The organism is Lentibacillus halodurans (genome assembly GCF_900112045.1).
Taxonomy (GTDB): domain Bacteria; phylum Bacillota; class Bacilli; order Bacillales; family Amphibacillaceae; genus Lentibacillus; species Lentibacillus halodurans.
This window is the reverse complement of the sequence record NZ_FOJW01000012.1, coordinates 100,606-126,025: the sequence shown is the minus strand read 5'-3', so window position 1 is coordinate 126,025 and position 25,420 is coordinate 100,606. Positions and strand designations below refer to the sequence as shown.

At 38.5% G+C, this 25,420-nt stretch carries 18 protein-coding genes and 1 pseudogene; 1 reads left to right on the top strand and 18 read right to left on the bottom strand.

Annotated features, from left to right (window positions below; genetic code table 11):
* Positions 1-119: 119 nt before the first annotated feature.
* The 3 genes from BM195_RS19290 to BM195_RS18650 form a co-directional block, all read right to left on the bottom strand.
* Positions 120-251: a hypothetical protein gene (locus BM195_RS19290; RefSeq protein WP_483099631.1), complete on the bottom strand. Its 132-nt coding sequence runs from the start codon at positions 249-251 to the stop codon at positions 120-122.
* 447 nt (positions 252-698) lie between these two features.
* Positions 699-1,577 (bottom strand): IS21 family transposase, encoded by an 879-nt coding sequence (istA, locus tag BM195_RS18655; RefSeq protein ID WP_244535771.1) that lies wholly within the window; start codon positions 1,575-1,577, stop codon positions 699-701.
* 92 nt (positions 1,578-1,669) lie between these two features.
* The gene (locus tag BM195_RS18650; protein ID WP_244535770.1) at positions 1,670-1,861 is read right to left on the bottom strand and encodes a hypothetical protein; all 192 of its coding nucleotides are present in this window, start codon (positions 1,859-1,861) and stop codon (positions 1,670-1,672) included.
* A 579-nt stretch (positions 1,862-2,440) separates the two neighbouring features.
* On the opposite strand from BM195_RS18650, the pseudogene BM195_RS14230 reads away from it, so the two are divergent.
* Positions 2,441-3,144: pseudogene (locus BM195_RS14230) on the top strand (transposase); the annotation flags it as partial.
* 43 nt (positions 3,145-3,187) lie between these two features.
* Here the strand turns inward: BM195_RS14230 and BM195_RS14225 are convergent.
* The 15 genes from BM195_RS14225 to galU all read right to left on the bottom strand — a co-directional run bounded on the left by BM195_RS14225 (position 3,188) and on the right by galU (position 25,402).
* Entirely contained in the window at positions 3,188-4,906 is a 1,719-nt protein-coding gene (locus BM195_RS14225) for an acylphosphatase (RefSeq protein ID WP_090239862.1), read from the bottom strand.
* A gap of 103 nt (positions 4,907-5,009) precedes the next feature.
* A complete protein-coding gene (locus tag BM195_RS14220) occupies positions 5,010-6,608 on the bottom strand; it encodes an acylphosphatase (RefSeq protein WP_090239851.1) in 1,599 nt (532 codons plus the stop codon).
* 44 nt (positions 6,609-6,652) lie between these two features.
* The gene (locus tag BM195_RS14215; protein WP_090239847.1) at positions 6,653-8,263 is read right to left on the bottom strand and encodes an ATP-grasp domain-containing protein; all 1,611 of its coding nucleotides are present in this window, start codon (positions 8,261-8,263) and stop codon (positions 6,653-6,655) included.
* 43 nt (positions 8,264-8,306) lie between these two features.
* Complete coding sequence (locus BM195_RS14210; RefSeq protein WP_090239842.1) at positions 8,307-9,896, bottom strand: acylphosphatase; 1,590 nt, start codon at positions 9,894-9,896, stop codon at positions 8,307-8,309.
* Between the two features lie 84 nt (positions 9,897-9,980).
* Positions 9,981-11,606: an ATP-grasp domain-containing protein gene (locus BM195_RS14205; protein ID WP_090239837.1), complete on the bottom strand. Its 1,626-nt coding sequence runs from the start codon at positions 11,604-11,606 to the stop codon at positions 9,981-9,983.
* Between the two features lie 40 nt (positions 11,607-11,646).
* Positions 11,647-13,083, bottom strand: a complete 1,437-nt coding sequence (locus tag BM195_RS14200; RefSeq protein ID WP_090239832.1) for an ATP-grasp fold amidoligase family protein — start codon at positions 13,081-13,083, stop codon at positions 11,647-11,649.
* Positions 13,061-15,322, bottom strand: coding sequence for a glycosyltransferase family 2 protein (locus BM195_RS14195; RefSeq protein WP_090239826.1), 2,262 nt, complete (start codon positions 15,320-15,322; stop codon positions 13,061-13,063). The genes BM195_RS14200 and BM195_RS14195 overlap by 23 nt, the downstream gene beginning before the upstream one ends.
* Complete coding sequence (locus tag BM195_RS14190) at positions 15,309-17,228, bottom strand: glycosyltransferase family 2 protein (protein WP_244535773.1); 1,920 nt, start codon at positions 17,226-17,228, stop codon at positions 15,309-15,311. Before BM195_RS14190 ends, BM195_RS14195 begins: the two co-directional genes overlap by 14 nt.
* 21 nt (positions 17,229-17,249) lie before the next feature.
* Positions 17,250-18,797: an ABC transporter ATP-binding protein gene (locus BM195_RS14185; RefSeq protein ID WP_090239818.1), complete on the bottom strand. Its 1,548-nt coding sequence runs from the start codon at positions 18,795-18,797 to the stop codon at positions 17,250-17,252.
* 132 nt (positions 18,798-18,929) lie between these two features.
* Positions 18,930-19,706, bottom strand: a complete 777-nt coding sequence (locus BM195_RS14180) for an ABC transporter permease (RefSeq protein ID WP_090239814.1) — start codon at positions 19,704-19,706, stop codon at positions 18,930-18,932.
* A 32-nt stretch (positions 19,707-19,738) separates the two neighbouring features.
* On the bottom strand, positions 19,739-20,542 hold the full coding sequence (locus BM195_RS14175; RefSeq protein WP_090239810.1) for a glycosyltransferase family 2 protein: 804 nt from the start codon (positions 20,540-20,542) through the stop codon (positions 19,739-19,741).
* A gap of 8 nt (positions 20,543-20,550) precedes the next feature.
* Positions 20,551-21,675, bottom strand: coding sequence for a glycosyltransferase (locus tag BM195_RS14170; RefSeq protein WP_090239807.1), 1,125 nt, complete (start codon positions 21,673-21,675; stop codon positions 20,551-20,553).
* A 6-nt stretch (positions 21,676-21,681) separates the two neighbouring features.
* Positions 21,682-22,812, bottom strand: a complete 1,131-nt coding sequence (locus tag BM195_RS14165; RefSeq protein ID WP_090239803.1) for a glycosyltransferase — start codon at positions 22,810-22,812, stop codon at positions 21,682-21,684.
* Between the two features lie 389 nt (positions 22,813-23,201).
* A complete protein-coding gene (locus BM195_RS14160; protein ID WP_090239800.1) occupies positions 23,202-24,509 on the bottom strand; it encodes a UDP-glucose dehydrogenase family protein in 1,308 nt (435 codons plus the stop codon).
* Complete coding sequence (gene galU / locus BM195_RS14155; protein ID WP_090239797.1) at positions 24,506-25,402, bottom strand: UTP--glucose-1-phosphate uridylyltransferase GalU; 897 nt, start codon at positions 25,400-25,402, stop codon at positions 24,506-24,508. Before galU ends, BM195_RS14160 begins: the two co-directional genes overlap by 4 nt.
* Positions 25,403-25,420 lie beyond the last annotated feature (18 nt).

Below are 25,420 nucleotides of genomic sequence, written 5' to 3'. Positions count from 1 at the left end.
GCAAAAAGAATTATAGTTTTCCTGCATTTCACTTTAGTTCACCTCCTCCTTTTATAATTTATGATACACTACTATATTATTAAATAAGTTCTATCTATTTTCAACAAGTTTCGCGATTTTTAATAAACTCTTGTAAGCGTCAAGTAAAAATGAACACTTTCTGTCTGAAAAATAGAGGACCGATACTTCATTCTATGGCTATCTTCCTTACGAAATTGAATCACTTCCACACGATGGATAATACGATCCAAAATAGTTGCTGTTATGCCTGGATCTCCTAATAGTTGCCCCCCACTCGGATGGCCCCTTATTAGAGGTTAAAATGACCGAGGCGCTGTCATGGATCATTAATTAAATAAAAAAAAGATTTGCCTCACGCTGTTCCATCGCAATGAACATGAGATCATCAATAATAACTAGATTAGCACTTCTAATACGCTTCATTTTAGTTTAGGCCTGTTTTGTAATGTCTTCCGACTTTAAGATTCGAATCAATTCTTCCATACGTATAAAAACAATGCTTGATGTGATCAGCGCTTGGGTGCCCGTGAGCTGATGCAAGATTCAAGGCTTGGTTTAATAACTCAAAGTCATTGTTTTTCAATAGCCTTCCTAAAAGCCGAAAGGCTGCCTTTTGTTCTTCTTCCGTGCAGTTTTTAAAATAGTCCGTCCATATAGGCGGAAATTGATTATATAAATTACTGTACTTTATCGCTCTTGGACGTCTGGAAAGCAAATGTAGATATGGCTGCCAAATCATCGACTTCCTTTTTGCTCCATACAAACGAGTGCCTCACGATGACCTCATTCTGATCATTAAGAATCACGATCTCGTTGTAACTAATCTGAACCCGCACTTTTTGCTTCACGAATCGAGGGGACGTTGAGTATAGTTTTTTATCAACCGTTACTAACCCGGACTTGTCTGCTTTCACTTCTTCCCTTCGGGCGCATTCAAACTTCTTTTCAGGCAGTATAAGACACTCCTGCGCATCTTCTGAAAACAACTCTGATTGAAGAACCTTTCTATCATAATGAAGACGCTCGCGATCTTCTTCTGCTAGTTTCCATTGAGATTGATTAAAATTATCTAAGTCCGTAATAAAACATTCCGGAAGAAGGAAGTTGTTTCGGACATATTTGACCATTGTTTCAACATGTCCTTTTTCATTACCTTTCCCAGGATTGCAGAATTTATATTGAAAGCCGTAGTGTAAGACAAACCTTTCAAACGTATCAGTGAGCTCACGCTCTCCTTTGGCTCTAATTTTCTTTACTGCTGGAGAAAGGTTATCGAATCGTATTCTGTGAGGGACACCTCCCATGTAATGAAACATGCGTTGTAATCCTTCTAAAAGACATTCCGTATTTTCCGAAGGAAAGACTTGAAAATAAAAAGAATTGCTAAAAGGAAATGACATTACTAGGTATGGTAGATCAATGACTTCCCCATGGTACTGGAAAGGGGCGGTCCCGAAGTCGACCTGAGCCGTTCCAGGAACGGATTCTAATGGCAGTGAAGATCCTTCTGCATACTCTATCAACTCTTTTTTTCTCTTAGATACATAATTGCGCACGCTTCGGTCTGACCCTTTAAAACTATGATTTTTCACTAATTGCTGTTCTGTGATTCTTCCTTTTCTTTTTTAGATCTTCTTTAATCCATTTATCAATAATTGGCTTCACAGGGGCCATTACAGGAGAAGGTCGTTCCACCGTCTCTCGCTGCTTGAATTCCTCTTGTTCCGCGTATTGCGTATTTCTTGACGGTTCTTGCATCTATTCTCATTCGGTTAGCTACATCTGAGTATGTACACCCTTTTTGGTTGGTTTCAAGTCTGATATAATCAATTTGTTCCACTTCACATCTCCTAATTACCTCCTGCTGAACGTTGTTGGTCCAACGAGGAGTTAAAAGTTATTGGGAGAGGTTGGCAAGTGGTTTTTTATGCCCTCATGTTCGAGAGCACCTACATAAACTGACTGCTATAACCTACATTTTTATAATGCCATAAACAGCCATGCAACTGTGCTGCTGAAAAGTTCACTTAGACCTATTTGGAAGAGTATTTCACTGGTATCTAATTTTTACAGTCATTAAGTATAATGGCTGTTCTTGAAATAGATAATTTTTCATAAGTGCTATATCCCTTGAATCAACGAACCAAACTTAAGACAATAACTAGTAGAACGTTTCATAAGTAACATTCATTTAATCTCGTGATGAATCTAACCCGATTTTCGTTGACTTCCCATAAGTAAAATTCGATTTGTTCTTTTAGCTCTTCCTTGGAATCAACCCTGATGACGCAAAAAGCTTTTTCTCATCTTGACAAAGAAAAGAATGATTCAATAATATTCATCAGGAGCCGTGTTTTAAGAGTAAATATAAACTCAAAGTGGTTTGGAACCGTTTGTAATTATGCGCATTTTTAGATGTGATAGTTCTTCGATCATTGAGGACATTAATGGGTTTTCGGTTTCCCATGAGATGATCTCTGACATTAGGGACAGTGTACTCCCTGGGTTGGAAGAATGGCAGACAAGGGCTGAGTTACTGTTATCACTTGTGTTTGTAAACTGCATGTACACACTGATCCGAAATCCGTATTAAACGAAAAAATATGCCGTCTATACCATTCTTGGCTACATGTTGGAAGGCTCAAAGGACATTCTGGGATTATGGGCTGGATGAGACGGAAAGTAGCATGTATGGTTCACTTAATTCGTAACACTGTTAAATTTGTACCAAGTAAGGATTATAAGGCATTCACAAAGCGTTAAGGAAAGTATATGCGGTACCTAGCTTTAAGGCTTGTCATAGTGCGTTTGGTCTGCCTATCTTGGAGCGATTGATGTTTGGACAAGAAACTTTCATCACGCGAGCACTCTACTACTACAGCAATGCCATTCGTAAAGTTATGTACAGAACCAATGCGGTAGAAAGTATCCATACCAGCTTCAGAAAAGTAACTAAAACAAGAGCATTTCCAAACGAAAATGCCCTTTTGGAAGTATTATATTTGCGGATCAAAGAGCAGTACAAAATGGGACGGTGGCCATATCCAAAACTGGGCAATGGTTATAAACCAACTCCTAGTCCATGAAAATCTTAGGGATAGGGTATTAAAATACCTTGTGTAAATGTTAACTTACACACTTTATTTGACAAAACCTACCAGAATGTTTACCTCCCTTTTTTTATAATTGCTACAACTTTTCTTGCCAACCTAGTATAACGCCAAGATCTACTATTTTTTATCATATCATATTTCTTTTTGTAGTATTGGACCTCTTTTAAAGCTATATTTTTTTCATTTTCAAGATTGCTATTTTCTTTCATTAATTTGTTTAGCTTTTCTTTTTTTCTATCATTATCTTGTTGGAGTTCCACTGTTTTTTCCTTAAATATTTTAGTTTCTTTTTTTAGGCGGCTATTTTCTTTTCGGTGGTAGCTTATTTTTTTCCTTAGCTCTTTTTTTGTTTCATTTTGTATTTCAAAACCTATTTTAACCGGTTTATTCCACTCATTTTCTACAATATTTTTCACATCTGCCTCTTCAGAGCCTTGATAACATAAAGACTTAAACTCTTCAAGCTTTTCTTTATCTGTCCCCGCAACTACCACAATCACCTTTTTATGCTCAAATTTTTTAATAAAGCCATTTAAATTTAATTTTCTAGCCTGTTTTCTAATCCAAGCAAAATACCCTGTTCCAGCAATATTTCCAGTCACTATATAACTTTTGGCATGAAGCTTTTCCAGGGACGGTGGAGGTAATACTTTAACTTCCTTGGTAGATAGATTGTTAAGAGGGGCTATTATATTGTCTAAATCAAAATAAAGATCGGTTTGTTTGGCATTCATTGTTTCAGGAAAATAATAGTCAATTATTGGCTTCACAACATCTCGAGCTTGTCCTTTAACAGGAAATATATGAAGCCCCAACATAGGTTTTGTGTTAATTTCAATTACGGTCCCAGTACTCTTTTGTTCATCAACGATCATGTCCAAACCACATATATCTAATCCCCGTATTGAGTTTGCAGCTGTACTGGCTGTAACTATTAATTCTTTAGATAATTCATCGGTAACATCAATTGGATCCCCGCCAGCTGACACATTGCTTTTACTTCTCAAGAAAATTTGTTCTCCTTCACCTGGTACACTGTCTAACTCATAGCCTAAGCGGTCAATAGAATTTAACACCTCCCTATCAATTTTGATAACTTTTCTGGAAAGATTCGGATTGTCTTTCTTACCTTTGTTTTTTAGACTTATTAATTCCTCTATTGTATTTTTACCATTTCCTACAATATTTGCTGGTACTCGATTCACAGCACCTATCACTTCTCCCTGAACAAGTAAAAAACGGTATTCTATACCTTTCACATATTTTTCGACTATTATGTCTTTATAACCGAGTTTATCACGCAAATATAACAATGATTCTTTTAAGTCATGCTCGGACTGAATATTAGAAAAAACACCTTTCCCGGCATTGGCATCAGTCGGCTTAAGGACAACTGGAAAGCCTAGTGTTTTAGTATAATTTACAATCTCACCATTGCTGATGTTTTCTTTGAATCTTTTTCCCTTAGGGACAGTCACTCCTGATTTTGACATTAGTTTTTTTGTCACATCTTTATTTTCACAGCTTTTATATGCTTCTTCACTTAGTTTTTCCCCTCTAGAGCTCTCAAATTTGTATTCTCGTCCGTTGTATTCCAGGGAGTATCTAATTAAATTTTGATTTTCAGGGTTATCAATACTAAAAAAGTTTACAGTGACCCCTCGTCTCCAGGCTTCTAAAGCTATTAAATACATACTCAGTTTATTTCCATAAGCAGTCGAAGGTATCGCACCTTCCAAGTGAGGCAGCCAATTAAGTTTATGTTTATTCATTGAATTTCTCCAATCTGTCAAATACTAAGAAATAAGATTTACTTTACGATAAACATCAGCATGACATAATACGTAAAAAAATAAACTAAGACAATAGTGAGATTTAAGTTATCTTCAGGGATCTAATAAAGTTTTTCACTTTATCAATTACATATCGAAAAGGGGCAGTAGACCTCCAGAATCTGCTGGTTTTTATCTGACCATATCGCTTTTTATAGAAGTGCAACTCTTTTTCCATTTGAATATTATCAAGTTCTAATTGTTCTATTTCTTCTGTACTTCGTTTTTTGTTAATTTCAAACCCAATTTTAAGCGGAGCATCCCAGGGCTCTTCAGTAACATTTGATACTTCTGATTTAGGATTCCCTTCTAAACAAACATTTTTAAATTCGTTAATTGCATTTTCATCTGTTCCAGCTACAACAATCGAAATACTTCCATCTTCTATATCTTCGGCAAATCCGTGCATTCTTCTTAATAAAGCTTGTCTTTTTATCCACACTTTATAACCCACATTTTGTACTTTTCCAGATACAATATATTTTTTTGCAAATATTTCACCCTGAGATACCGGGGAAACTTCTACTGTGTCAGCAGTTCTATTTTGCAGCGGCTCCAATATACTATTAAAGTCGAAGTAGAGACTGGATCGCTTAATATTCTTTGTCTCAGGAAAATAAAAATCTATAATATCTTTAGGGATATCTCGGGGTTTACCCTGTACAGGGAATAAATGTCCCCCTAATCCTGGTCTGGTGTTAGCCTCGATAATAACGCCTGAATTATTCTTATCATTGACTATCATATCCATACCACTGACTGTCAATCCCGGAATAGCTTTTGTACCATCAATTGCTATTTTTTTTAACTCTGGCGAAAGAACATCTGTCAGATCAACAGAATCCCCACCTGTTGAAAGGTTACTGGTCAATCTTAGCGGGATTTCTTCACCTTCTTTCGGTATACTATCCAAAGAATACCCATTTGCTTTTAAAAGTTCAGTCACTGGTTTATCAATTTTTATATTTCTGCTTTTTAAGTGTGGATTTCCCTTTCTTACACTATTCTTTTTTCTTATTAATTGTCTTATCGTGTCAGTTCCATTACCAGTCACATTTGCAGGCACCCTATTAAGAGCACCAACAACCTTATTATCAACTACAACAACACGATATTCATTTCCAGCTACGTAGGTTTCTACAATTACCTCCATGTAATTTAATTCATAGCGAACATAATTTAATGCATCTTTGAAGGACTCTATACTATGAATATCGGAGAAAACGCCCTTTCCCCCATTAGCATTTGTTGGTTTTAAAACTAGTGGAAACCCTAAAGTATTTGCATAGTTTATTATTTCTTCATCTTGTGTTTCTTCTGAAAACCTTTTCCCTTCAGGTGTTGGAACACCAGCCTTTGACAGATATTCTTTGGTGAGAAATTTATTATCACAAATTTCGTAAGCTAATTCTGTAGTTTTATCCCCTTTAGAAGATTCAAATTTATGTTCTCTATCTTCCGTACTTAAGGAATATCTAATTTTCAATTTGTTCTCTGGATTATCAATAGTATAGAATTTTAATTTTAACCCTCGTCTCCAACCTTCCAGGGCTATTGTATACATACTCAGTTTTTTCCCAAACCCAGTAATTGGCACTGCATTTTTCAAATGTGGCAACCAATTAACATCATTTATTTCCATTACTTATTTCCTCCTAAAACTAGAACGTAAACATGTTTTACAAATTATTGTGCTTTGTTTTTTCTGATTTTTCCAACTATATTACGAAGAGGGAATGTCAATTTCCACACACTGCTCTTTTGAATCATATTTATACTATGATTTAAATGTTTTGTTTCCTTTTCAATATGCCTTATTTCCCTTTTAGTATCTTCTATTTCATTCTCCAACTCTGTTTGACTTTTTAAATCATTATCATTTTTTAGCTCAAATCCTAATTTTACCGGACTTTTCCAATGGTCCTCAGTTATATTAAAAATTCGTGAGTTAAAGCGCTTTGAATTTATTAAATCAAAAAATGATTTAATTTCTTTTTCAGTTTTTCCCGCAATTACAATTTCAATATTCTCTTCATCAATTTGTTTAATAAAGCCATTCAAATTTTGATTTAATACTCTTTTTTTTAACCATTGATAGTACTCTATAGCTTCTATATCAGTATTTATTAGATATTTCTTCGCAATCAGTTTTGTGTTTATAGCTGGGAAGACTTCTATTTTGCTTGTTGATCCGTCAATTAGAGCATCCTTTATTTTTTTAAAATCAAAATAGACATTAGAATTTTCTGTTGATACTTTTTTTGTATTCGGGAAGTAAAGATCAATAATCGCTTTAGGAATATCTCGAGCCTTTCCTTCTACAGGAAATAAATGGGATCCTAACCCTGGCCTTGTGTTAAGTTCGAGTATAATAGGTTTTGTATCTTCTTTATTTATTACCATATCAACACCACAATGGACTAGTCCAGGAATGGAATTAACAGCATTTATTACAGTTTTTTTTTGTTCAACCGTAATTTTTGCAGTAACGTCTATGGGATCTCCGCCCGTTGATATATTACTTGTATTTTTAAGATAAATTCGTTCACCTTTTTTTGGTACACTATCTAGAGTGTAACCTGCAGCCTGAATAGTCTTTTTAACAGTTGAATCAATATTGATAGGTCGAAAACATAGGTGCGGAATACTCTTCCTGAATTCATTTTTTAATTCAATTAATTTGGAAATTGTGTTTAGACCGTCACCTATAACATTAGCCGGTATTCTTTTTACTGCTCCCAAAACTTTTTCTCCTATAATAAACACACGAACTTCTTCTCCTGGTATAAATTCTTCAACAATTAAGGTTTTGGAACCCAGCTTATCGCGTACGTAGATTAAAGCTTCTTTTAGCATTTTATTGTCTTTTATATTTGAAACAACACCTTTTCCACCACTACCATATGTTGGTTTTACAACTAACGGAAATTGAAGTGATTGGGCATAGTTAATTATCTCGGAAGAGTTTGTGTTTCTATCAAAGCTTTTTCCATTCGGTGTAGGAACCTTAGCGTTTTTTAGCTGTATTTTAGTTAAAGTTTTGTCATCACAGGTTTTTACAGCTTCATCTGTATTCAGGTCTCCTCCTGACCCTTCAAAATGATGAACCTCATCAGATCCACTCAAGGAGTATTTAATGTCAAGTTTATTGTTATTAATATAGGAACAAAAGTTTAATTTGAGGCCTCTGCGCCATCCTTCTAAAGCTATGGTATACATACTGATTCTGTTCCTCTTTGCTTCATTAGGAATAGAATCAATTAGATGAGGTAACCATTTTTCATGCTTATTTTTCATTCAAAATTCTTCTCTCTATAAATTATATTGAACAAACTTGTACCTATTTATGATTAATTAAACGAACTATTTTTCTCATCGGGAAAGTATATTTCCAACTTCTGCTTTGCTTTATTTTTTTCAACTGCTTAGTTGTTCGCTCTAATTCATTGGTTAACTCTTTATTTTTCATACGTTCCTTATTTAATTTGTTTTTTAGGCTTTTTGTATGGCCAGATTTTCCAATAATCTCAAATCCCATTTTCACAGGTTCTAGCCATTCTTCTTCTGTTACCTTCTCCACTTTTATCTTTTTTGTGTTATGTTTCAGCACGACCTCTGAAAATTGATCTACATTTTTTTGTGACCCTGCGACTACTATTAAAACACTCTTGTCTTTTAAATTTTGAACGTATCCATTTAACTTTCTTCCAATTGCTTGTTTATAGACCCAATTCCTAAAGCCAACACCCTGTACTTTACCGAAAACCTTAAATTGTTTAAAAACTAGACCATCCTCTGGTATAGAGGGTACTATCGCTTCTTTAACTACACCCCTTTTTAAGATTTTTTCAATGCTTTCATAATCGAAGTAAAGATTGTTATGATCACTTATGTCCTTATCAGGTATGCTTTCAGGAAAATAATAATCAATAATATATTTTGAAATATTTTTGGCTTCACCTTCGGCTGGAAATAAACTCCCACCTAAATTAGGTCTTGAATTCAATTCCAAAACATAATTAGTTCCTTTTTTCTTATCAATCATGATGTCAACACCACAAACGACTAATCCTGTTAAAGATTTTGCAGCTGCGACTGCAATCTTTTTACTTTCCGGGGTAAGGTCATTTGTAACTTCTACTGTTTCTGCACCCGCTGAAGCAATTGTGCTTTCGTTTAAAAAAATTCGTTCGCCTTTTTCAGGTATTGTTTTAAGAGAAAACCCTCGCTTATCAAGATATCCTTTCAATTTTTTATCAATTTTGATTTGTGACTTGCTTAGATGAGGGTTCAGACGTCTTTCCTTATTTTTTGTTTTAATTAACTCTTCTATTGTATTTTCACCATCGCCAACAACATTGGCTGGTATTCTTTTAAAAGCAGAACAAACTTGATCACCGACAACAAATAAACGAGTATCATCGCCTGTAACTTGTTGTTCAACAATCATTTCTTTATAACCTTTATTATTTCTTAAATCTTTCACACTATCCACCAACGTTTCCTCATCATGTATCCCAGTGACTACACCTATTCCTAAACTTGCATTAGTTGGTTTGATTACTAAAGGATATCCCAAAGTTTTCGCATAACTGATAATTTCCTCATCAGTATTATTCTTATCAAAACTTTCTCCCTTAGGCGTGGGAACATTAGAATCTAATAGTGCTTTTTTTGTATTTTTTTTACTCCGTGTAGTCTTTCTCGCCTCTTTTGGTACTGTCTCAGCTAAGGATAATTGAAAGATAATTTCTCTTTCTTTACTACTTAAAGCATACCGAATTTTAACTTGTTTTTTTACATACTTCGTAAAAAATTTTAACTTTAAACCTCTTCTCCATCCTTCTAGAGCCATACTGAACATCGTGGCATTTGCACCATACGCACTTTCCGGAACTATTTTTTGGAGATGGGATAATGAATTTTCCATTCTAATCCTCCATTTCTTTCATTACAATTAAGATCTTTAACTTCACGAAGACTCGGTTTAAATATTTAAAAAAGCTTTGAAATATTATGGAACAAATTTTCTTATAAGACTTGTCAAATTACGAAGAGGTTTGGTCATCCTCCATACACGGCTGCTCACCATTTTTTGATATTGTTTTTGACTAATCTGTTTTTCTTTTTTTGTTTTGATCAACCCTTCTTTTACTTTATTTAATTCGTTAATCAATTGGGTTTTGTCACCGTCAAGACAAAATCCTAATTGCACAGCATCATTTACAAATTCTTCCTTTATTTTTGCTAAATGAAATAAATTAGCCTCAATCATATTTTTTTTAAAGTTATCCAATGAATGTTTATCATGACTTGCGATTACTACTTCTGTTGCTCCTGATTCAAGTTTTTTTGTGAATCCAAGTAAATTATTTTTTAAACCTTCCTTTTTGACAAAATATTGAGATTCAAAATTATTTATCCCTTCAAATACAGTTATTTTTTTTACATATAATTCTTTCGGCTCCACGGAATTCACTTCCGTTATCGCCGCTGTTCTATTAGCCAAAGGTGAAAGTACTTCACTTAAATTAAAATATACATTAGATGCTTTTCCCTTTCCCTTAGTTTCTGGAAAATAATAATCAATTATTTCCGATGGGATATCTCTTCCTTTACCTTTTATTGGATATAAAAGAGATCCAATCTGTGCTGTAGGATTCACTTCGAGTACTACACCAGCTCCATTATGAGCAGGGTGATTCGATATAATTAAATCTACAGCTCCATGAACCAAACCAGGAATTGCGTGTATTGCGCTAACTGCAGTATCTTTTATTTCTACTGGCAAATCTTCGAGTGTATCTACGGGATCGCCTCCGAGTGAAATATTACTCTTTTCGTTAAGAAAAACCTTTTCTCCTTTTTTAGGTACACTTTTCAAATCATAGTTTAATTTATCAATGTGTGTTTCCAATTCCTTATTAATATTTATTGGACAACTTTTCAGACGTGGATTTTTCATCCTTTCTTTATTTTTATTTTTAATTAAAATTTCTATGGAACTCATACCATCACCAATTATATTTGCCGGTATTCTGTTTATAGCACCAACTACTTTATTTCCCACAATATAAATTCGATATTCATTACCAGGTATATACTGTTCTAAAATCACATTTTTATATTTAAGTTCATCACGCACATAAATAAGGGCATAGTCTAATTCATTTTCATCTTGAATATTGGTAATAATTCCTCTACCAAAACTACCGTCCACGGATTTTACTACAACCGGAAAACCGATGGAAAAAGCGTATTTATGAATATCACTATTGGGTTGGATTTCTGAAAAATATTTCCCTTCAGGTACAGGGATTCCTCTCTTATTAAGAATATGTTTCGTTTTGCTCTTGTCTTTACCTATATAAACAGCCTGATTACTAACTTTATCTCCACGGGTACGAAAAAAGTAGTGTGTTCTATCAGCAGAGCTTAATGAAAAAAGCTGACCAGGATTGTCTACAAACCACGTTTCCATTACACTAAATTTTTCCGAATCCTTAATATGCCATCTAAGTGTTAAACCTCTCTGCCATCCTTCAAGCGAGACGGCATACGCGTCCAGCAAACTGCCATGGACGTGTGAAACAATTTCACTGGACAGGTGTGGCAGCCATTCTGTATTGTTCTCTACCATTTAGACTTCCTCCTAAAACCCTACCTGTTGAACATTCGTATTATTTGTTCACCTTATCTGTTAATTGTGTAAAGGATATAAATTGCGTTCCTTCTAGAAGATCACTCATCAGCCGTCCTTGTGCTTCAACAAAATAGTCACCAAGCCATTGATCTGTTGTTTGATCAAATTCATCATAATTGCCCGGCTTTGGCGTGAATTCACCAAAAACCAGCTCATTTCCGGATCTTAGAAAGTCAATCCTGATAAACGGTGCCGGTATTTTCATGCTGATGTCCGAAGCAGCTTCAATCTCATCAAGGGAAACGCCTTTTCCCTTAAATAAATGCTGATCATATTTGCCTGTTCGCACGCGTTCACCGGTTGCCGTCCACCAGCAGTATTTCAACTCCGGAAAGCGGACAATCTCAAGGATAATTCCTACTTTACCGTAAAAACAATAAAATTTAATATCACTCGCAGGTTGACTGTCGTGTTCCAATATAAGCTCTTCGATTGTCCATTCGTCCTGATCGACCCAGCCGGAATCAAGATCCTGTTTCATACTTGATTGTAATTCTTCCCAGCTGTCGAGTTTTTTCGACCTTTTCATATCTACTATATCATTAAAATGCTTTACAAGATAGACACCTCGTGATCCCGCTCCATCAGCGGGTTTAATGACCATGCCTTCTTTTTCCGGAAGATCGGTCATACGGTATGTTCTATCAGATGTCCACGGTCTTCTGATCCCAATGTCGTCTGCAAACATATAGGCTGCCATCTTATGATCCAATAGCCATTCAGGCAGTGAGCCTGAAAGCTGCATTTGCCGCATGCGCATATTTAAGCTTGTCCGGAACGAGACGGCCGGTCTTAATGAAATATCATTCGTCAAACCGGCTCTTATCATGAATTCCGGAATATCTTCCAGTTTCAAGCCGGTCATGACACTGGCGTACACCAGGTTTCGGAAATCCTTTTTTTCGTTCATGAAAACGCGGGCTGCATAGCGCAAGGCATAATTATAGCTGGCTTCATGTTCTTTTTTTTGCCGAATAAGGTTACTTAAATATGCCAATAAGTTTCCGTTATTTTTGGCCGTATTGACACCCTGCTCGATTTGATTGCTGTCCGGTTTACGGCTGTCCATTATAAGACGCCTGTTCTCTTCCTTTGAATCGTTCAATGCCTGCTGTGTTTCTTTTAGCTTTTCTTGCAATTGCATAATATATTCGTTTTGCCGTTTTTTGGAATTGGAGAATAAGCCAGTCACTTTTTGTAAAGGTTTGGCATATTGCCATTTTTTGCTTTTTTCGATATGCCTGAGATGTTTTTCATTCGTTTTGATCACTTCATCCATCTTTTCAGCTTGGGCTTCTTTTTCCATAAGCCGTTTAACCAATTCCATTTCTTTTTCCTTTTCAGATTGGTTCATGGCATTGGTTTCCGGTACATCTTTTAAATGGTTATGATCATGCCTGTTTATCGTCACCATCCCCTTTTACATACGGGTTCTCATCGACCAGCCAGTTCTCGAGAAAGTTGCCGTATGAGGTGCGATCCCTGGTGAATACATCCTGCCAGTTTTCATTTGCCATATGAATAAATCTCAATTCCCGTCCATGGCTGCTTTTTAATATATCACGGATTGTCTGATTTTTGGGGTACCATTTTCCCTTTTTATCAAAATACGTCACAATTCTTTTGGAGCAGGTTCGAATATCATAACCAGCCATTTGTGAAGGTGGCTGCTCCATGACTGTCAGCACGGTATTCGGTTTAATATCAGGTATATACTGCTGCCTTTCCTGTAAGATGGACGGACTTTTAATTATCAGAATGTCACACGTAATGGATTCGCCATACACCAGCATTTGTACATTACAACCGTCTATCAGTTCACGTATGGCAGGGTTTATGGTTCTTGGTGTACTGAATTGGTACTCTCCCATTTGTACTAGCCCTGTCCGCATTCCCATCAATCCATATGCACGTATTTCATCCATCGTTTCCTGGAGCAGATCAGCTGATAATCGGAAATCTGCTGCTACAACAATATCAACATGACGATGCCCGGAGGTTTTGGTTTCCCGTTTTGGCCACATCGGCTCTGGAATCGGGAAAAGCCGATCCTGTTGAATTGTAGGATAGCATAATGAATCCGTCCGGTTATGATAGAATTCAAAGCTTTCAACATATTCCTTTCGCACACCTTTGAAAAACCCGCTATAACCAAATGCTGAACTGCCGGTCAGCGATGCGACCGATTGTCTTGGTAAAGATAATGGACCTGTCTTTAAATCCACTATACTGGCTTTGCCGAACACTTTTAGCAGTCTGCGCTTAAATTCACCATCAGCTGCAAACCTTACACTGTCCCAATAGCCCATTTTTTTCATGACCGGTTCACGTCTGAACATCAATGACGACATATTGGAAAAGATATATGTTCCCGGTGTTCCGCGACGGTAAAATTTCAGTTGCTCCGTCAGTCGTGCGTGTTCCGAGGTGTTAGCCATGATTTTTTTATTGTTCATCAGGTGTCTGGCTTGTATTTCAATCTTTTCTGCATGTGACCAGTCATCTGCGTCATTGACTGTTACAAAATCACCGGTTGCTACCTGCAACGCGATATTTCGGGCAATGTACGGACCGCTATTAGTCGGTGTTGACATCAGCCTTATTCGAGAATCGTGTTTCATATAATCTCGAACGACATCTTTTGTATTATCGGTACTGCAGTCATCAACAACAAGGAGCTCAATATTCTGCCATGTTTGGGACAGAATCGACTCGATGGCGGTTGAGATACCATTTTCTGCGTTGTAAGCAGGTAAAATAACCGTTACTTTCGGGCCGCTTTCGATTGTTTTGCCGATCGGCTGTGTTGTCAAGTCATCATACGTGATGGCTTTGGTCGAATGGATGCTCCTCTCGCACGTTTGGGCTTCGTGCTCGCTCGAATTGGTGCTCCAATCGATCGATTTTGCGCCACACCTGTTTTTATCAGCTCTAAAATAAATCCGGTTGAGTTTATAAGCTTCCATGACCTTATTTATCCATTGCGTACGTACTTCGACTGCTCCTTCCAGGTTGGCATAGGCCAAATATAAATCCGGATGCTCCTGCATACGAAGCGCTTGATCAATCTCCTTTTTGCCTTCTTCCGGCTCGTCCAGTATGTCATGGCATTCAGCTTTGATAATCGCTGCTTTTCGTAATCGGTCTTTATCGTTCTCTCCATCCACGACAACCGGCAGATAGTCCAGCGCTTGTCGCACACCTAGCTTAGAATATTTTCCGGCATGCCATAAAGCCAGCTCCCACGCGACAGCACGTTTTTGATAACGATCTTCCGGCTTTTCATATAATTTTTCCAAATCGGCCAAAGCCTTTTCTGTAAATCCTAATTCATATAAGTAATACCTATATTTCTTTAATCGATTTTCAGCTTTTTTTCGTTTGTAAGATCTGCTGTACAGCTGTTTTAGATTGCGTCTCCCAAGCAAATAAGCAGTAGTAGACCTCAAAAACCTGATAAAATTTTGCTTCAATCGATTGAATGCTTTGACTTTCCGCTGGATAGCATTGAATTGAGCTTGTCGTTGAATCAATTGTTCTTCCGTCTTTTCATATCGTGCCTGTTTTTCAGCAAGCTCCTGATCTAACCTGGCCAATTCTTCCTCCAGTTCGGCGCTTCGCTTTGCATCAAGCTTTCCCTTATTGACTGGCATCGTCAAATACCTTCCCGTCTTTCATCATAATACTGATAGGAATTGCTTCCTCATGCCATATGGCCGTTTTTCCAAAATAGGATTGCAGATGCTCGCGGCAACATTCAATGTCCAGCTCATCAGGCATCACATCTGCCATGACATGAATATTATCCGCCGCTATATCAGGGATATATTGCTGCCAGTCTTCAAGTACGGCTGGGTCCATGACAATCAGTCTATTCGTACTAACTTTTTCACCATAAACAAGCATTTGCAGCCGATCCCCATCAAGGAGCTCCCGAATCAATGAATTAATCTCTTGATCGAAAGCCAGATTATAATGGTACATTTGAATGAAACCAATTCGCTTATTGGCAGCAGGCAAACTGTTGATAGTCTGGAGTATCTTTTCATGTTCATCTGCCATCCGAAAGTCAGCCGCCATTATCACGTCAAAAAACCTTCTTCCCGATGGTTTTTCTTCGCGATTAGGCCACATCGGTTCTGGCACCGGAAATGGCCGTTCTTTTTGCGGATACGGATAATACAATGTATCAGCACGATTATGGTGATGCTCAAGACTATCAACATATTCCTTTCGTACACCTTTGAAATAGCCATTATAGCCAAACGCCGAACTGCCCGTAAGAGATACGACAGATTGTCTTGGCAAGGATAGCGGTCCGGATGTCAGATCCACATACCTTGCTTTACCGAACACCTTAATAAGCCGACGTTTAAACTCGCCATCTGCAGCAAATCGGACACTATCCCAATACCCGACTTTTTTGAGGACAGGTTTTCGTCTGAACATGATCGAGGACATATTGGAAAAAATATACCTGCCAGGCATCCCCCGGCGATATAGTTTCAATTCTTCGGTCAGCCGTGCATGTTCTGATGTATTGGCAATGACTTTTTTGTTAATTTGCAGATGGTTTGCCTGAATTTCGATTTTTTCCGTGTGTGACCAGTCATCTGAATCGTTGATGGTAACATATTCACCGGATGCCGCTTCTAAAGCGATATTACGTGCAACGTATGGACCGCTGTTGCCCGGTGTAGACAACAAGGTGATCCTAGTGTCTTGTTTCATATATGCTCGGACGATATCTTTTGTTTGATCAGTGCTGCAGTCATCAACAACCAATAGCTCAATATTTTGCCACGTCTGGGTTAGGATCGACTCAATTGCTGTAGCGATGCCATCTTCTGCATTGTACGCAGGTAAAATGACAGACACTTTTGGGCCATTTTCGATTTTTCTGTCCATTGGTTTGGTTTTCAAATCATCATAGACGACCGAATCATGATCCGTTTGAAAGAAAACGGGCTGCAGATTGTACACTTCCATTGCTTTATTGATCCACTTTGTTCGTGCTTCGATTGTTTCCTCCAGGTTGGCATACGCCAGATATAAATCAGGATGCTGTTGCGATCGAAGCGCTTCGTCAATGATTTGTTTGCCTTCATTCGGCTGATCGAGTATATCGTGGCATTCTGCCTTGATAATGGCTGCCCGCCTTAATTGATCCTGATCTGTCTCACCATCTATGACAGCCGGTAAATAGTCCAGCGCCTGACGTGCACCTGCCTTCTTATATTGATTGGCATACCATTGCGTTAGTTCCCAGGCAGCTAGCCGTTTCATATGGGAGTCATTCGTCGTTGAATAAAGCTCTTCCAGTTCAGATAATGCTTTATACGTAAAGCCCAGTGTATATAGGTGGTGTTTTAATTGTTTCAGCCTTTGTTTTTGTGCATGCTGTTTTCCATGTTGTGTCAGTTTTCTCAGTATATTTTTCTGCTTGTCCGTCAGCAAATTGGATATGGCTTTTTTTTGCTTCTCATTAAGCACCGTATATAATATCCAATCAATGATTTTGCTGACTCCTTTTTCCATGAATTTGATCAAAGCATTCACCACCGTTAATTGACTGTCAGTTCACTTTTGCTGATGTGCTTTTTTTACAGATTTTTCCTCGTTATTCAATCCCAGCGATTCGCGGTATTTAGCAACAGCTTCTTCCGCTTCCCCATCAAAGCGAATTTGGCCTTGTTCCATCCAGATGGCGCGTGTGCAAACTTTTTCAACGAAATTCATATTGTGTGACACGATGATGACCGCTTTAGCACTCTCAATCATGTCCTGAATCCGTTCGCTGGCTTTTTCCTGAAAGGCGAGGTCACCGGTCGATAACGCCTCATCAATAATAAAGATATCCGGCTTAAGTGTCGCAGCTATGCTGAAACCCAGACGCGATTTCATACCACTCGAATACTCTTTCACCGGTTTATCAATAGCATCTTCAATCCCAGAAAACTCCACAATCTCATCGTATTTTTCATCGACACGTTGTTTCGGGATACCGAGCAGCATTGCATTCAAGTAAATGTTATCTGTACCAGTGAGCTGCGGATTAAAGCCGGTTCCATAGCCTAAAAGAGCCGATGTTTCACCGTTCAGTCCGATTTTCCCCTCATCAGGCTGGTATATTTTAGTCAAAACTTTGCATAAAGTACTTTTACCAGCACCATTATGGCCGATAATCCCGACAACTTCTCCAGCTCTGATTTCAAAATCCATATGCCGGAGCGCCCAGAAATTCTTTTTATTTTTCAATTGAAAGGAAACACCGACATTATTCGCCTTAACAACCGTTTCTTCCTGTATATTTGATTCTGTTTTATCAAGCTGAAGCAGACGCTTTTTTCGCGGTGGACGGGCCGGCAGCGAGGCTTTATAGTTTTCGATGACTTCTTTTGGGCCACCGTCGTCGCGGATGACACCACCATCTACCCAGATGAGTCTATCGCAATTCCGCTGCGCATATGGAAGACTGTGTGTAACAATAATCACCATTTTGGCACGCTTGACTAGCTCCTTCATCTTTTTTGCAGCTTTTTGGCTAAACTTGGCATCACCGGTATTCAATGCTTCATCCAGAATCAAAATTTCCGGCTCCAGGTGTGCTGCCACACTAAAGCCCAGTCTCGCTTTCATGCCGCTGGAGTAGTATTTCATCGGCTGATCCATAAATTGGCCAAGATCGGAAAAGGCATGAATATCATCAATATACTGATTGATTAAATCTTTATCAATCCCGAGCATCATACCGTTCAAATAAACATTTTCACGGCCTGTCAGCTCTTTATTGAATCCCATACCAAATGAGAACAGTGCCGTCACTTTGCCATCGACGCGCATATCACCTTGATCTTGACGGAGAATACCCGTAATGATTTTACTTAGCGTCGTTTTTCCCGCACCATTAGAACCGATAATCCCAAGAATTTCCCCTTGCAGCCCTTCAAAGTTTATATCCTTCAGCGGCCACACCGGCTGCGGTTTTTTCACTTTGCCACGGTTCTTGAAGAAACGGAACACCTTTGATTTATAGTCATCCTGTTGCTTGCCGGTTTGAAAGAACACACCTATATTTTTCGCTTTAATCACTTTTTCTTCTGTTGTCGCATTGTTGTTATTTGCCATGCTAAAACCTTCTTTTATCCGCCTTAATGGAGCGTAATCTCCCCAAAAAACGTGGGATAACGTTCCATTAAGGTCCGATTCTGTTTAACTAACATCCAGTGTAAAATGCACTCCACTAAATGAAGTTTCACTTTATAAAGCTTTAATAATTTTATGCTCGTTCCGGCTGTAATGATATAGTGCCAGCACACCTACTGCAATCGATATAACTGTGATAACCAGAAGCCCTGTAAAGTCGGGAGATGTCTGACGCATCAGAATGTCGCGGTAGGCACTGACAATAATGGCAATCGGATTAATATCGACAAAAAAGCTGTATTTATCCGGCAATCGCCCACCTTGCCATATAATCGGTGACGCATAGAAAAATATCCGTGTCACATAGGTCAGGATATTGTCAATGTCCCGGACAAATACGGTGACATAAGCCAGTACAAAGCCAACTGCCAACAGGAAAATCATCGTGATCATCACAAGCAGCGGCAAATAGACAATATGCCACTCCGGCGTGACACCGAAGAATACTAGGAACATGGCTATGACAATTAAGCCGAATAAAAAGTTAAACATCTGTGAAATCGTAAATGACAATGGAAAAATCGATTTTGGCAAATAAACCTGATTAATAATCGAACTGTAGCGCAAAATCGATTTTGCTGATGAATTGACAGCTGAGCTGATCCACCTCCAGACGACGAGCCCGATGACAAGGAAGACCGGGTAATTTTCATCGCCTCTTCCCAATATAATGACGACTAAAAAATAATACACGAGTACATTCAATAACGGATCAAGCAGCCACCAGAAATAGCCCAGATAGCTATTGCGATGCTCTGCTTTAAGTCCTGATTTCACTAAATAAAATAATAAATCTTTTCGTCTTAGTATTTCCTGTATATATGTTTTCATAACTTCAAATGACACCGCCTGATTTCGTACAATTAACTGCTTCGAGTCGACAATTTGAATTTTATCAGATTTTGAACGCCTTTAGCTGCATAATGCAAAAAATACCATAAACTTTTCAGCAAGTTCTGATGCTCGATTTGTCGGTAAACATACCATTGCCTTTTGGCAGCTTTAATTTTGTTGCTTGAGATCGAATTTTCGACTGTCCTGTATTTGGAAAGCACTTCCGGCAGCCCGTAGGCACGAAACCCTTTTTTGGTAATCGCCAGCCAATAAGCATAATCCTGTCTGGTCCGGATATTGACCATTTTTTGATGGCCGACTTTGTCTCTGTCAATCATGACCGTCAGACAGCCGATGACGCAATGTTTCATTAAATCATCATACCCAACCGACTCAGGTGCTTTCGACACGGTATCTCTTAATGTGCCGTCCTCTTCCATCCGCACATATTTCGTGAACGAAAATGCAATATCTTTTTTTTGCATAAAATGGAGCTGTTTTTCCAGTTTTTCCGAAAACCATAGGTCATCACTGTCCAAAAACGCAATATAGCGCCCACTCGCATTTTCCATTGCGGTATTGCGGGCAATAGCTGATCCACTATTTTCCTCTAGCTCGACCAATTTAATCCGTGTATCCTGTTCTTCGTACGTTTTGACAAACTCAACCGTTCGATCCGAGGAGTAATCATCCACAATTATCATTTCCCAATTGGAATAGGTTTGAGCGAGCACGGATTCAATGGTCCCTTTAATAAATTCCTCCGCATTGTATGCTGGTGTAATAACTGAAATGAGCGGATTCTGTTCTTGTTTAAAGTCTTTATCTTCCATATCATCACCTATTTAGTGTTAGCAATCAACCGGTCATACCATAAGATCAGCTTTTGTTCTTCTACATCCCAATTTAATTGATCCATGACGGCTTTTTTTCCGTTTTCCCCCATTTGTTTTGCCTTATCAGGGTTATCCCGCAAGTAATCAATGGCTTCTTTGATTTGCGATTCATCATAGGGATCGACAGCCACGCCGCATTCATATGTCTCCACAAAATTTTTCCAGACAGTGAAATTCGAGCATAAAATAGGGATACCCGCATTCATATACTCAAAAAACTTTGTAAGCTCTTTTTTCTTATAATGCTGTGTAGGCGGAAATAAAGCAATGCCGGCCAGCCAATTACGGCTGAGATACTTCGCTTCGATATCCTCTTTCTCGATAAATCGATCGATGCCTTCCAGTTTAAGCCGATCCTTTTGTTCTCCGGCAATATCATTTATTTCCTCGGCCAAGTGACCAGGGCATTTTCCTACAAAATGGACTGAAACCTTATCGTGAATCAGCGGAATTTTTGCATGAATTTGTGCCCCACGTACATATGACACATTTCCAGTATACAATAACTCGTCTTCCAATGGTTCATGCTGTCGTTCATGTTCAACAAACGTTTGATTAACTGTTGGATAATTCAGTATACAGTATCCCCTTGGATAAATATCTTTATAATACTTCTCAGCTAGACAAAGCGCCATCCTCCGAGAAAAAAATTTCTCCATATACTTATACGCAGCAGCTGCTAATTTTTTTATGGGCTTTGTTAAATAATCTTTTTGCAAAATACTGGTGATATAATCTTCATGTATATCATAAATAACGACATTATGCTTCTTTTTCAAGAGCCACCCCACAGGAAGCAACTCAGGGTCATGAAAGTGGTATACATCTGCATCCAATTCCTTAGACTTTTTATACGCATCCATTGTTCCAAAAATCATACGTGTCAGTCTGCTATTATATGTCTTGACAGGAATATGTCTGATCGGATGCACACCATCTTTTGCTTCCTGGGCAATCAATGTTACATCATACCCTGCGTCTTTCAATGACTGGCATTCTTTGTGATAAATTCTCGGATCATACGGATGGTGAACGGTCGTTAAATGCACGACACGCTTTTGGGTACTCACATTACGTCAACTCCTGTCGCCCCGATCAATTGTCCGGATAAATACTTCACCATATTGCTTGGCAATTGTTTTCGCATCAAATTCATATGCACGCTCTTTGCCTCTGTCGATCATTAGCATCAATTGTTCATTGTCGATTTGCAGTGTTGCAAATAGTTTCTTCGCTATATTTTCAGCGTTCCCGACTTCACACATCACACCAAATTCCCCGTCATTTAACACCTCTGCAGCACCTGGTCTGCAATCGGTAGAAACGACCGGGATTTCGGCTGCCAATGCTTCAGCCAATACATGGCCAAAACCCTCATGGATTGATGACAGTACAAACAGATCCGCATGTTTGAAATAAATGTAGGGATTGTGCTGAAACCCGAGAAAATGTACTTTATCGGAAATGCCGAGCTCCTCCGCCTTTGCCTTTAAAAAGACTTCCAGTTCTCCCTCACCAAGAATGACTAACCTGGCGTTCACCTTGTTGTTCACTTTTGCAAATGCTTGGAGCAATGTTTCATGGTCTTTATCCGGAACGAGTCTGCCGGCAGTCATGATAACTTGTGCATCACCGTCAAAAATATATTTGTGTTCTTCAGCTATCTCACCGTTATCGATATGCCGCTGTATGCCGTCTACATCAACCGGGTTATAGATGACTTCAATTTTTTCGGGATTTACTTTATACCGCTTGGCTATATTTTTCTTAACACCTTTGGACAAAGCGATTACTTTACTGGATAACCGATATAATAAACCATAGCCTCTTAATTTTATATTTGCTGAAAAACTTCCACCTAAATAAGCTGCTTCCCGGACAATATTTTTCGCTGATGTAAAAGACAATAAATTTGCCAGAATAGCAATCGTATTATAATTAGGGATTGTGCTGAATACGATATCTGCCCGTTCATTTCTGATCACTTTAGCTAACGGAAGAATGGCAGAGCGTAACCTTTTCGTTTCCAATTTGATAAACATTATATCCGACTTTAATTCGTCTTCATAGCTTCCATTGTAATTTAACGTTACAAGGATGGGATCAAATTTTGATCTGTCCAGGTTATTGATAATATTTAAAAACGTCCTGGCCGCTCCACCGCCACCCATTTGATAAATGAAAAAAAGCACTTTCTTCTTATTCACAGCATTCAGCCTTCCCCTGACAAGATCAATCTTATCCCGCCTTAACAGAAAGTAAGCTCCCCCCACAACAGAATGATAGAAGACACTTTAAAGTGCGATAGGGGGCACAACTGTCTGTTAAGGTCCGATTCTGTTCGGGCATGTACGATGCAGGCCACAAAGGCGTTGCAACAGGACGTTGCGAATTTAGCCTTTGGTCCTTGTCATTGCAGTGGATAAACCCGCTCCACTGAATGAAGTTTCACTTTATATTGTTTCTATTAATCTCAACGCATTATACCATAGCACAGCAAATTAATAAATTGTCAAAATAGTAACGGATTTATGGTGACAAATCACTTATTGCCCAAATCAAAAAGGAGTCGGCGGTTGGCCAACTTCCTTTTTATTTAACGATTTATGACAGGTCGTCCAATGGAGTGATATTCAACGTCATTTCCGATCCGCTCATCTAAATCGAAGCAATTTCTGCCATCAAAGATGACTGGATGATTCATATATTTTTTATAGTCACTTAACGGAATCTCCCTTATCTCGTTCCATTCTGTCAGTATTAATGCTATGTCTGCTCCATCCAGGGCTTCCTTAACATTGGCAGCATAAGTGATTTTGTCTGACAATATTTGTTTGGCATTTTCTGTTGCAACCGGGTCATATGCATGAACAGCAGCACCTTTGTCAAGGAGACTTTCTGTCACAAAAATAGATGGGGCCTCTCGCATGTCATCGGTATTTGGTTTGAACGCCAGCCCCAATACGGCCACTTTTTTTCCCTTGATCTCTTGAAAACGTTCCATGACTTTATCCACGAGTATGACTTTTTGCCGTTCATTTACGCCTATAACATTTTCTAATAGCGGCATATCATAACCCACATCTTTGCCAACTGATATGACGGCTCTCGTATCCTTTGGAAAACAGGATCCGCCGTAACCTATACCGGCATTCAGAAAAGAACTTCCGATACGCTTATCCATCCCCATTCCATTCGACACGTTATCAATATTGGCGCCCAGCCTTTCACACAGGTTGGCCATCTCGTTAATAAAACTAAGCTTCGTGGCCAAAAATGCATTTGATGCATATTTGATCATTTCGGCACTGCGCAAATCTGTCTTGACGATAGGTAGATGAAAATCAGCATTTACTTCTTCCAAAACATCAAGTGCTGATTGGTCATCAGAACCAATAATGATCCTGTCACCGTTAAATGTATCATACACCGCTGATCCTTGACGTAGAAACTCGGGATTGGAAGCAATTTGAATTGTTATATTTTCTGATAATGCGGATTGTATCTTTTCTTTGATATATTCATTCGTTCCAACCGGTACCGTACTTTTCGTAACAATAATCGCATCCTGCTTTAGCGCAGCCGCAATCGATTCACTTGCTTTATCGATAAAGGTTAAATCTGCAGAGCCATCCTCTCCTTGCGGGGTACCGACGGCAATATAAATCAGCTGATTATCTGCAAGGCCTTCATTATAATCCGTTGTGAAGTGAAGGTTTTCCTTTTCGATATTTTTTTGCATTAGATCGGTTAAACCTTTTTCATAAATGGGGCTTTTTCCTTCTTTCAATATTGCAATTTTTTCATGATCAATATCGATACAGGTGACTTGATTACCGATTTCGGCCAGACAAACACCGGTTACCAGGCCCACATAACCTGTTCCGATAACTGCGATATTCATTTTGTGTCCTCCTGGTTTTTTAGGTTTTCGAGTGTTTTTTCCATATAAGCTTTAATATCTGTGTGCAAATCTTTTCGCCTCAATGCGAAATCAATCGTCGCTTGAACAAATCCTAATTTATTACCAACATCATATCTTTCACCTGTGAAATTGTATGTCAAAACCTGTTCCTGCTCATTCAGTTTTTCGATTGCATCGGTCAGCTGAATTTCGTTGTCTTTTCCAGGTTCCTGATTTGCCAATATGTCAAAAATCGATGGATTGAGGACATACCGTCCCATGACTGCCAAGTTGGAAGGTGCCTTCTCCTTAGGCGGTTTTTCTACGAGTGATTGAATTGTTCCTGCGTTTGGACCATAATTCTGGAAGCCCGGTTTTACAATGCCATATTTGGAAACATCTTCTTCCGGTACACTATGGACACCGACAACAGACAGCTGATGCTGTTCATATAGATCGATCAGTTGTTTTAAACATGGTTCATCCGCTTCTACGATATCGTCACCCAAAAGGACTGCAAACGGCTCAGTTCCCACAAAACTACTAGCACATGAAATCGCATGACCTAGCCCTTTAGGTTCTTTTTGCCTGATGTAGTGGATGTTTGCCAGATTCGAAATGGATTGTACCATCTCCAGCATTTCCGACTTACCGTTTTGAGCTAGCTTTTCTTCCAGTTCATAAGAAATATCAAAATGATCCTCAAGTGTTCGCTTGCCTCTTCCGGAGATAATAATGATATCTTCAATTCCCGAAGCAACTGCTTCTTCAACAATATATTGAATGGTTGGTTTATCGACAATTGGCAACATCTCTTTAGGCTGTGCCTTTGTAGCCGGCAGAAATCTTGTACCAAGCCCGGCTGCAGGTATGATCGCTTTTCTGACTCTCATATTTTTTCTCCTTTGGAA

What these genes read in the sequence shown, in the direction of transcription:
- BM195_RS14225 (WP_090239862.1), bottom strand. Translation starts at nt 4,906, where the DNA reads ATGAATAAACATAAACTTAATTGGCTGCCTCACTTGGAAGGTGCGATA.
- BM195_RS14220 (WP_090239851.1), bottom strand. Translation starts at nt 6,608, where the DNA reads ATGGAAATAAATGATGTTAATTGGTTGCCACATTTGAAAAATGCAGTG.
- BM195_RS14215 (WP_090239847.1), bottom strand. Translation starts at nt 8,263, where the DNA reads ATGAAAAATAAGCATGAAAAATGGTTACCTCATCTAATTGATTCTATT.
- BM195_RS14210 (WP_090239842.1), bottom strand. Translation starts at nt 9,896, where the DNA reads ATGGAAAATTCATTATCCCATCTCCAAAAAATAGTTCCGGAAAGTGCG.
- BM195_RS14205 (WP_090239837.1), bottom strand. Translation starts at nt 11,606, where the DNA reads ATGGTAGAGAACAATACAGAATGGCTGCCACACCTGTCCAGTGAAATT.
- BM195_RS14200 (WP_090239832.1), bottom strand. Translation starts at nt 13,083, where the DNA reads ATGGTGACGATAAACAGGCATGATCATAACCATTTAAAAGATGTACCG.
- BM195_RS14195 (WP_090239826.1), bottom strand. Translation starts at nt 15,322, where the DNA reads ATGCCAGTCAATAAGGGAAAGCTTGATGCAAAGCGAAGCGCCGAACTG.
- BM195_RS14185 (WP_090239818.1), bottom strand. Translation starts at nt 18,797, where the DNA reads ATGGCAAATAACAACAATGCGACAACAGAAGAAAAAGTGATTAAAGCG.
- BM195_RS14180 (WP_090239814.1), bottom strand. Translation starts at nt 19,706, where the DNA reads ATGAAAACATATATACAGGAAATACTAAGACGAAAAGATTTATTATTT.
- BM195_RS14175 (WP_090239810.1), bottom strand. Translation starts at nt 20,542, where the DNA reads ATGGAAGATAAAGACTTTAAACAAGAACAGAATCCGCTCATTTCAGTT.
- BM195_RS14160 (WP_090239800.1), bottom strand. Translation starts at nt 24,509, where the DNA reads ATGAATATCGCAGTTATCGGAACAGGTTATGTGGGCCTGGTAACCGGT.
- galU (WP_090239797.1), bottom strand. Translation starts at nt 25,402, where the DNA reads ATGAGAGTCAGAAAAGCGATCATACCTGCAGCCGGGCTTGGTACAAGA.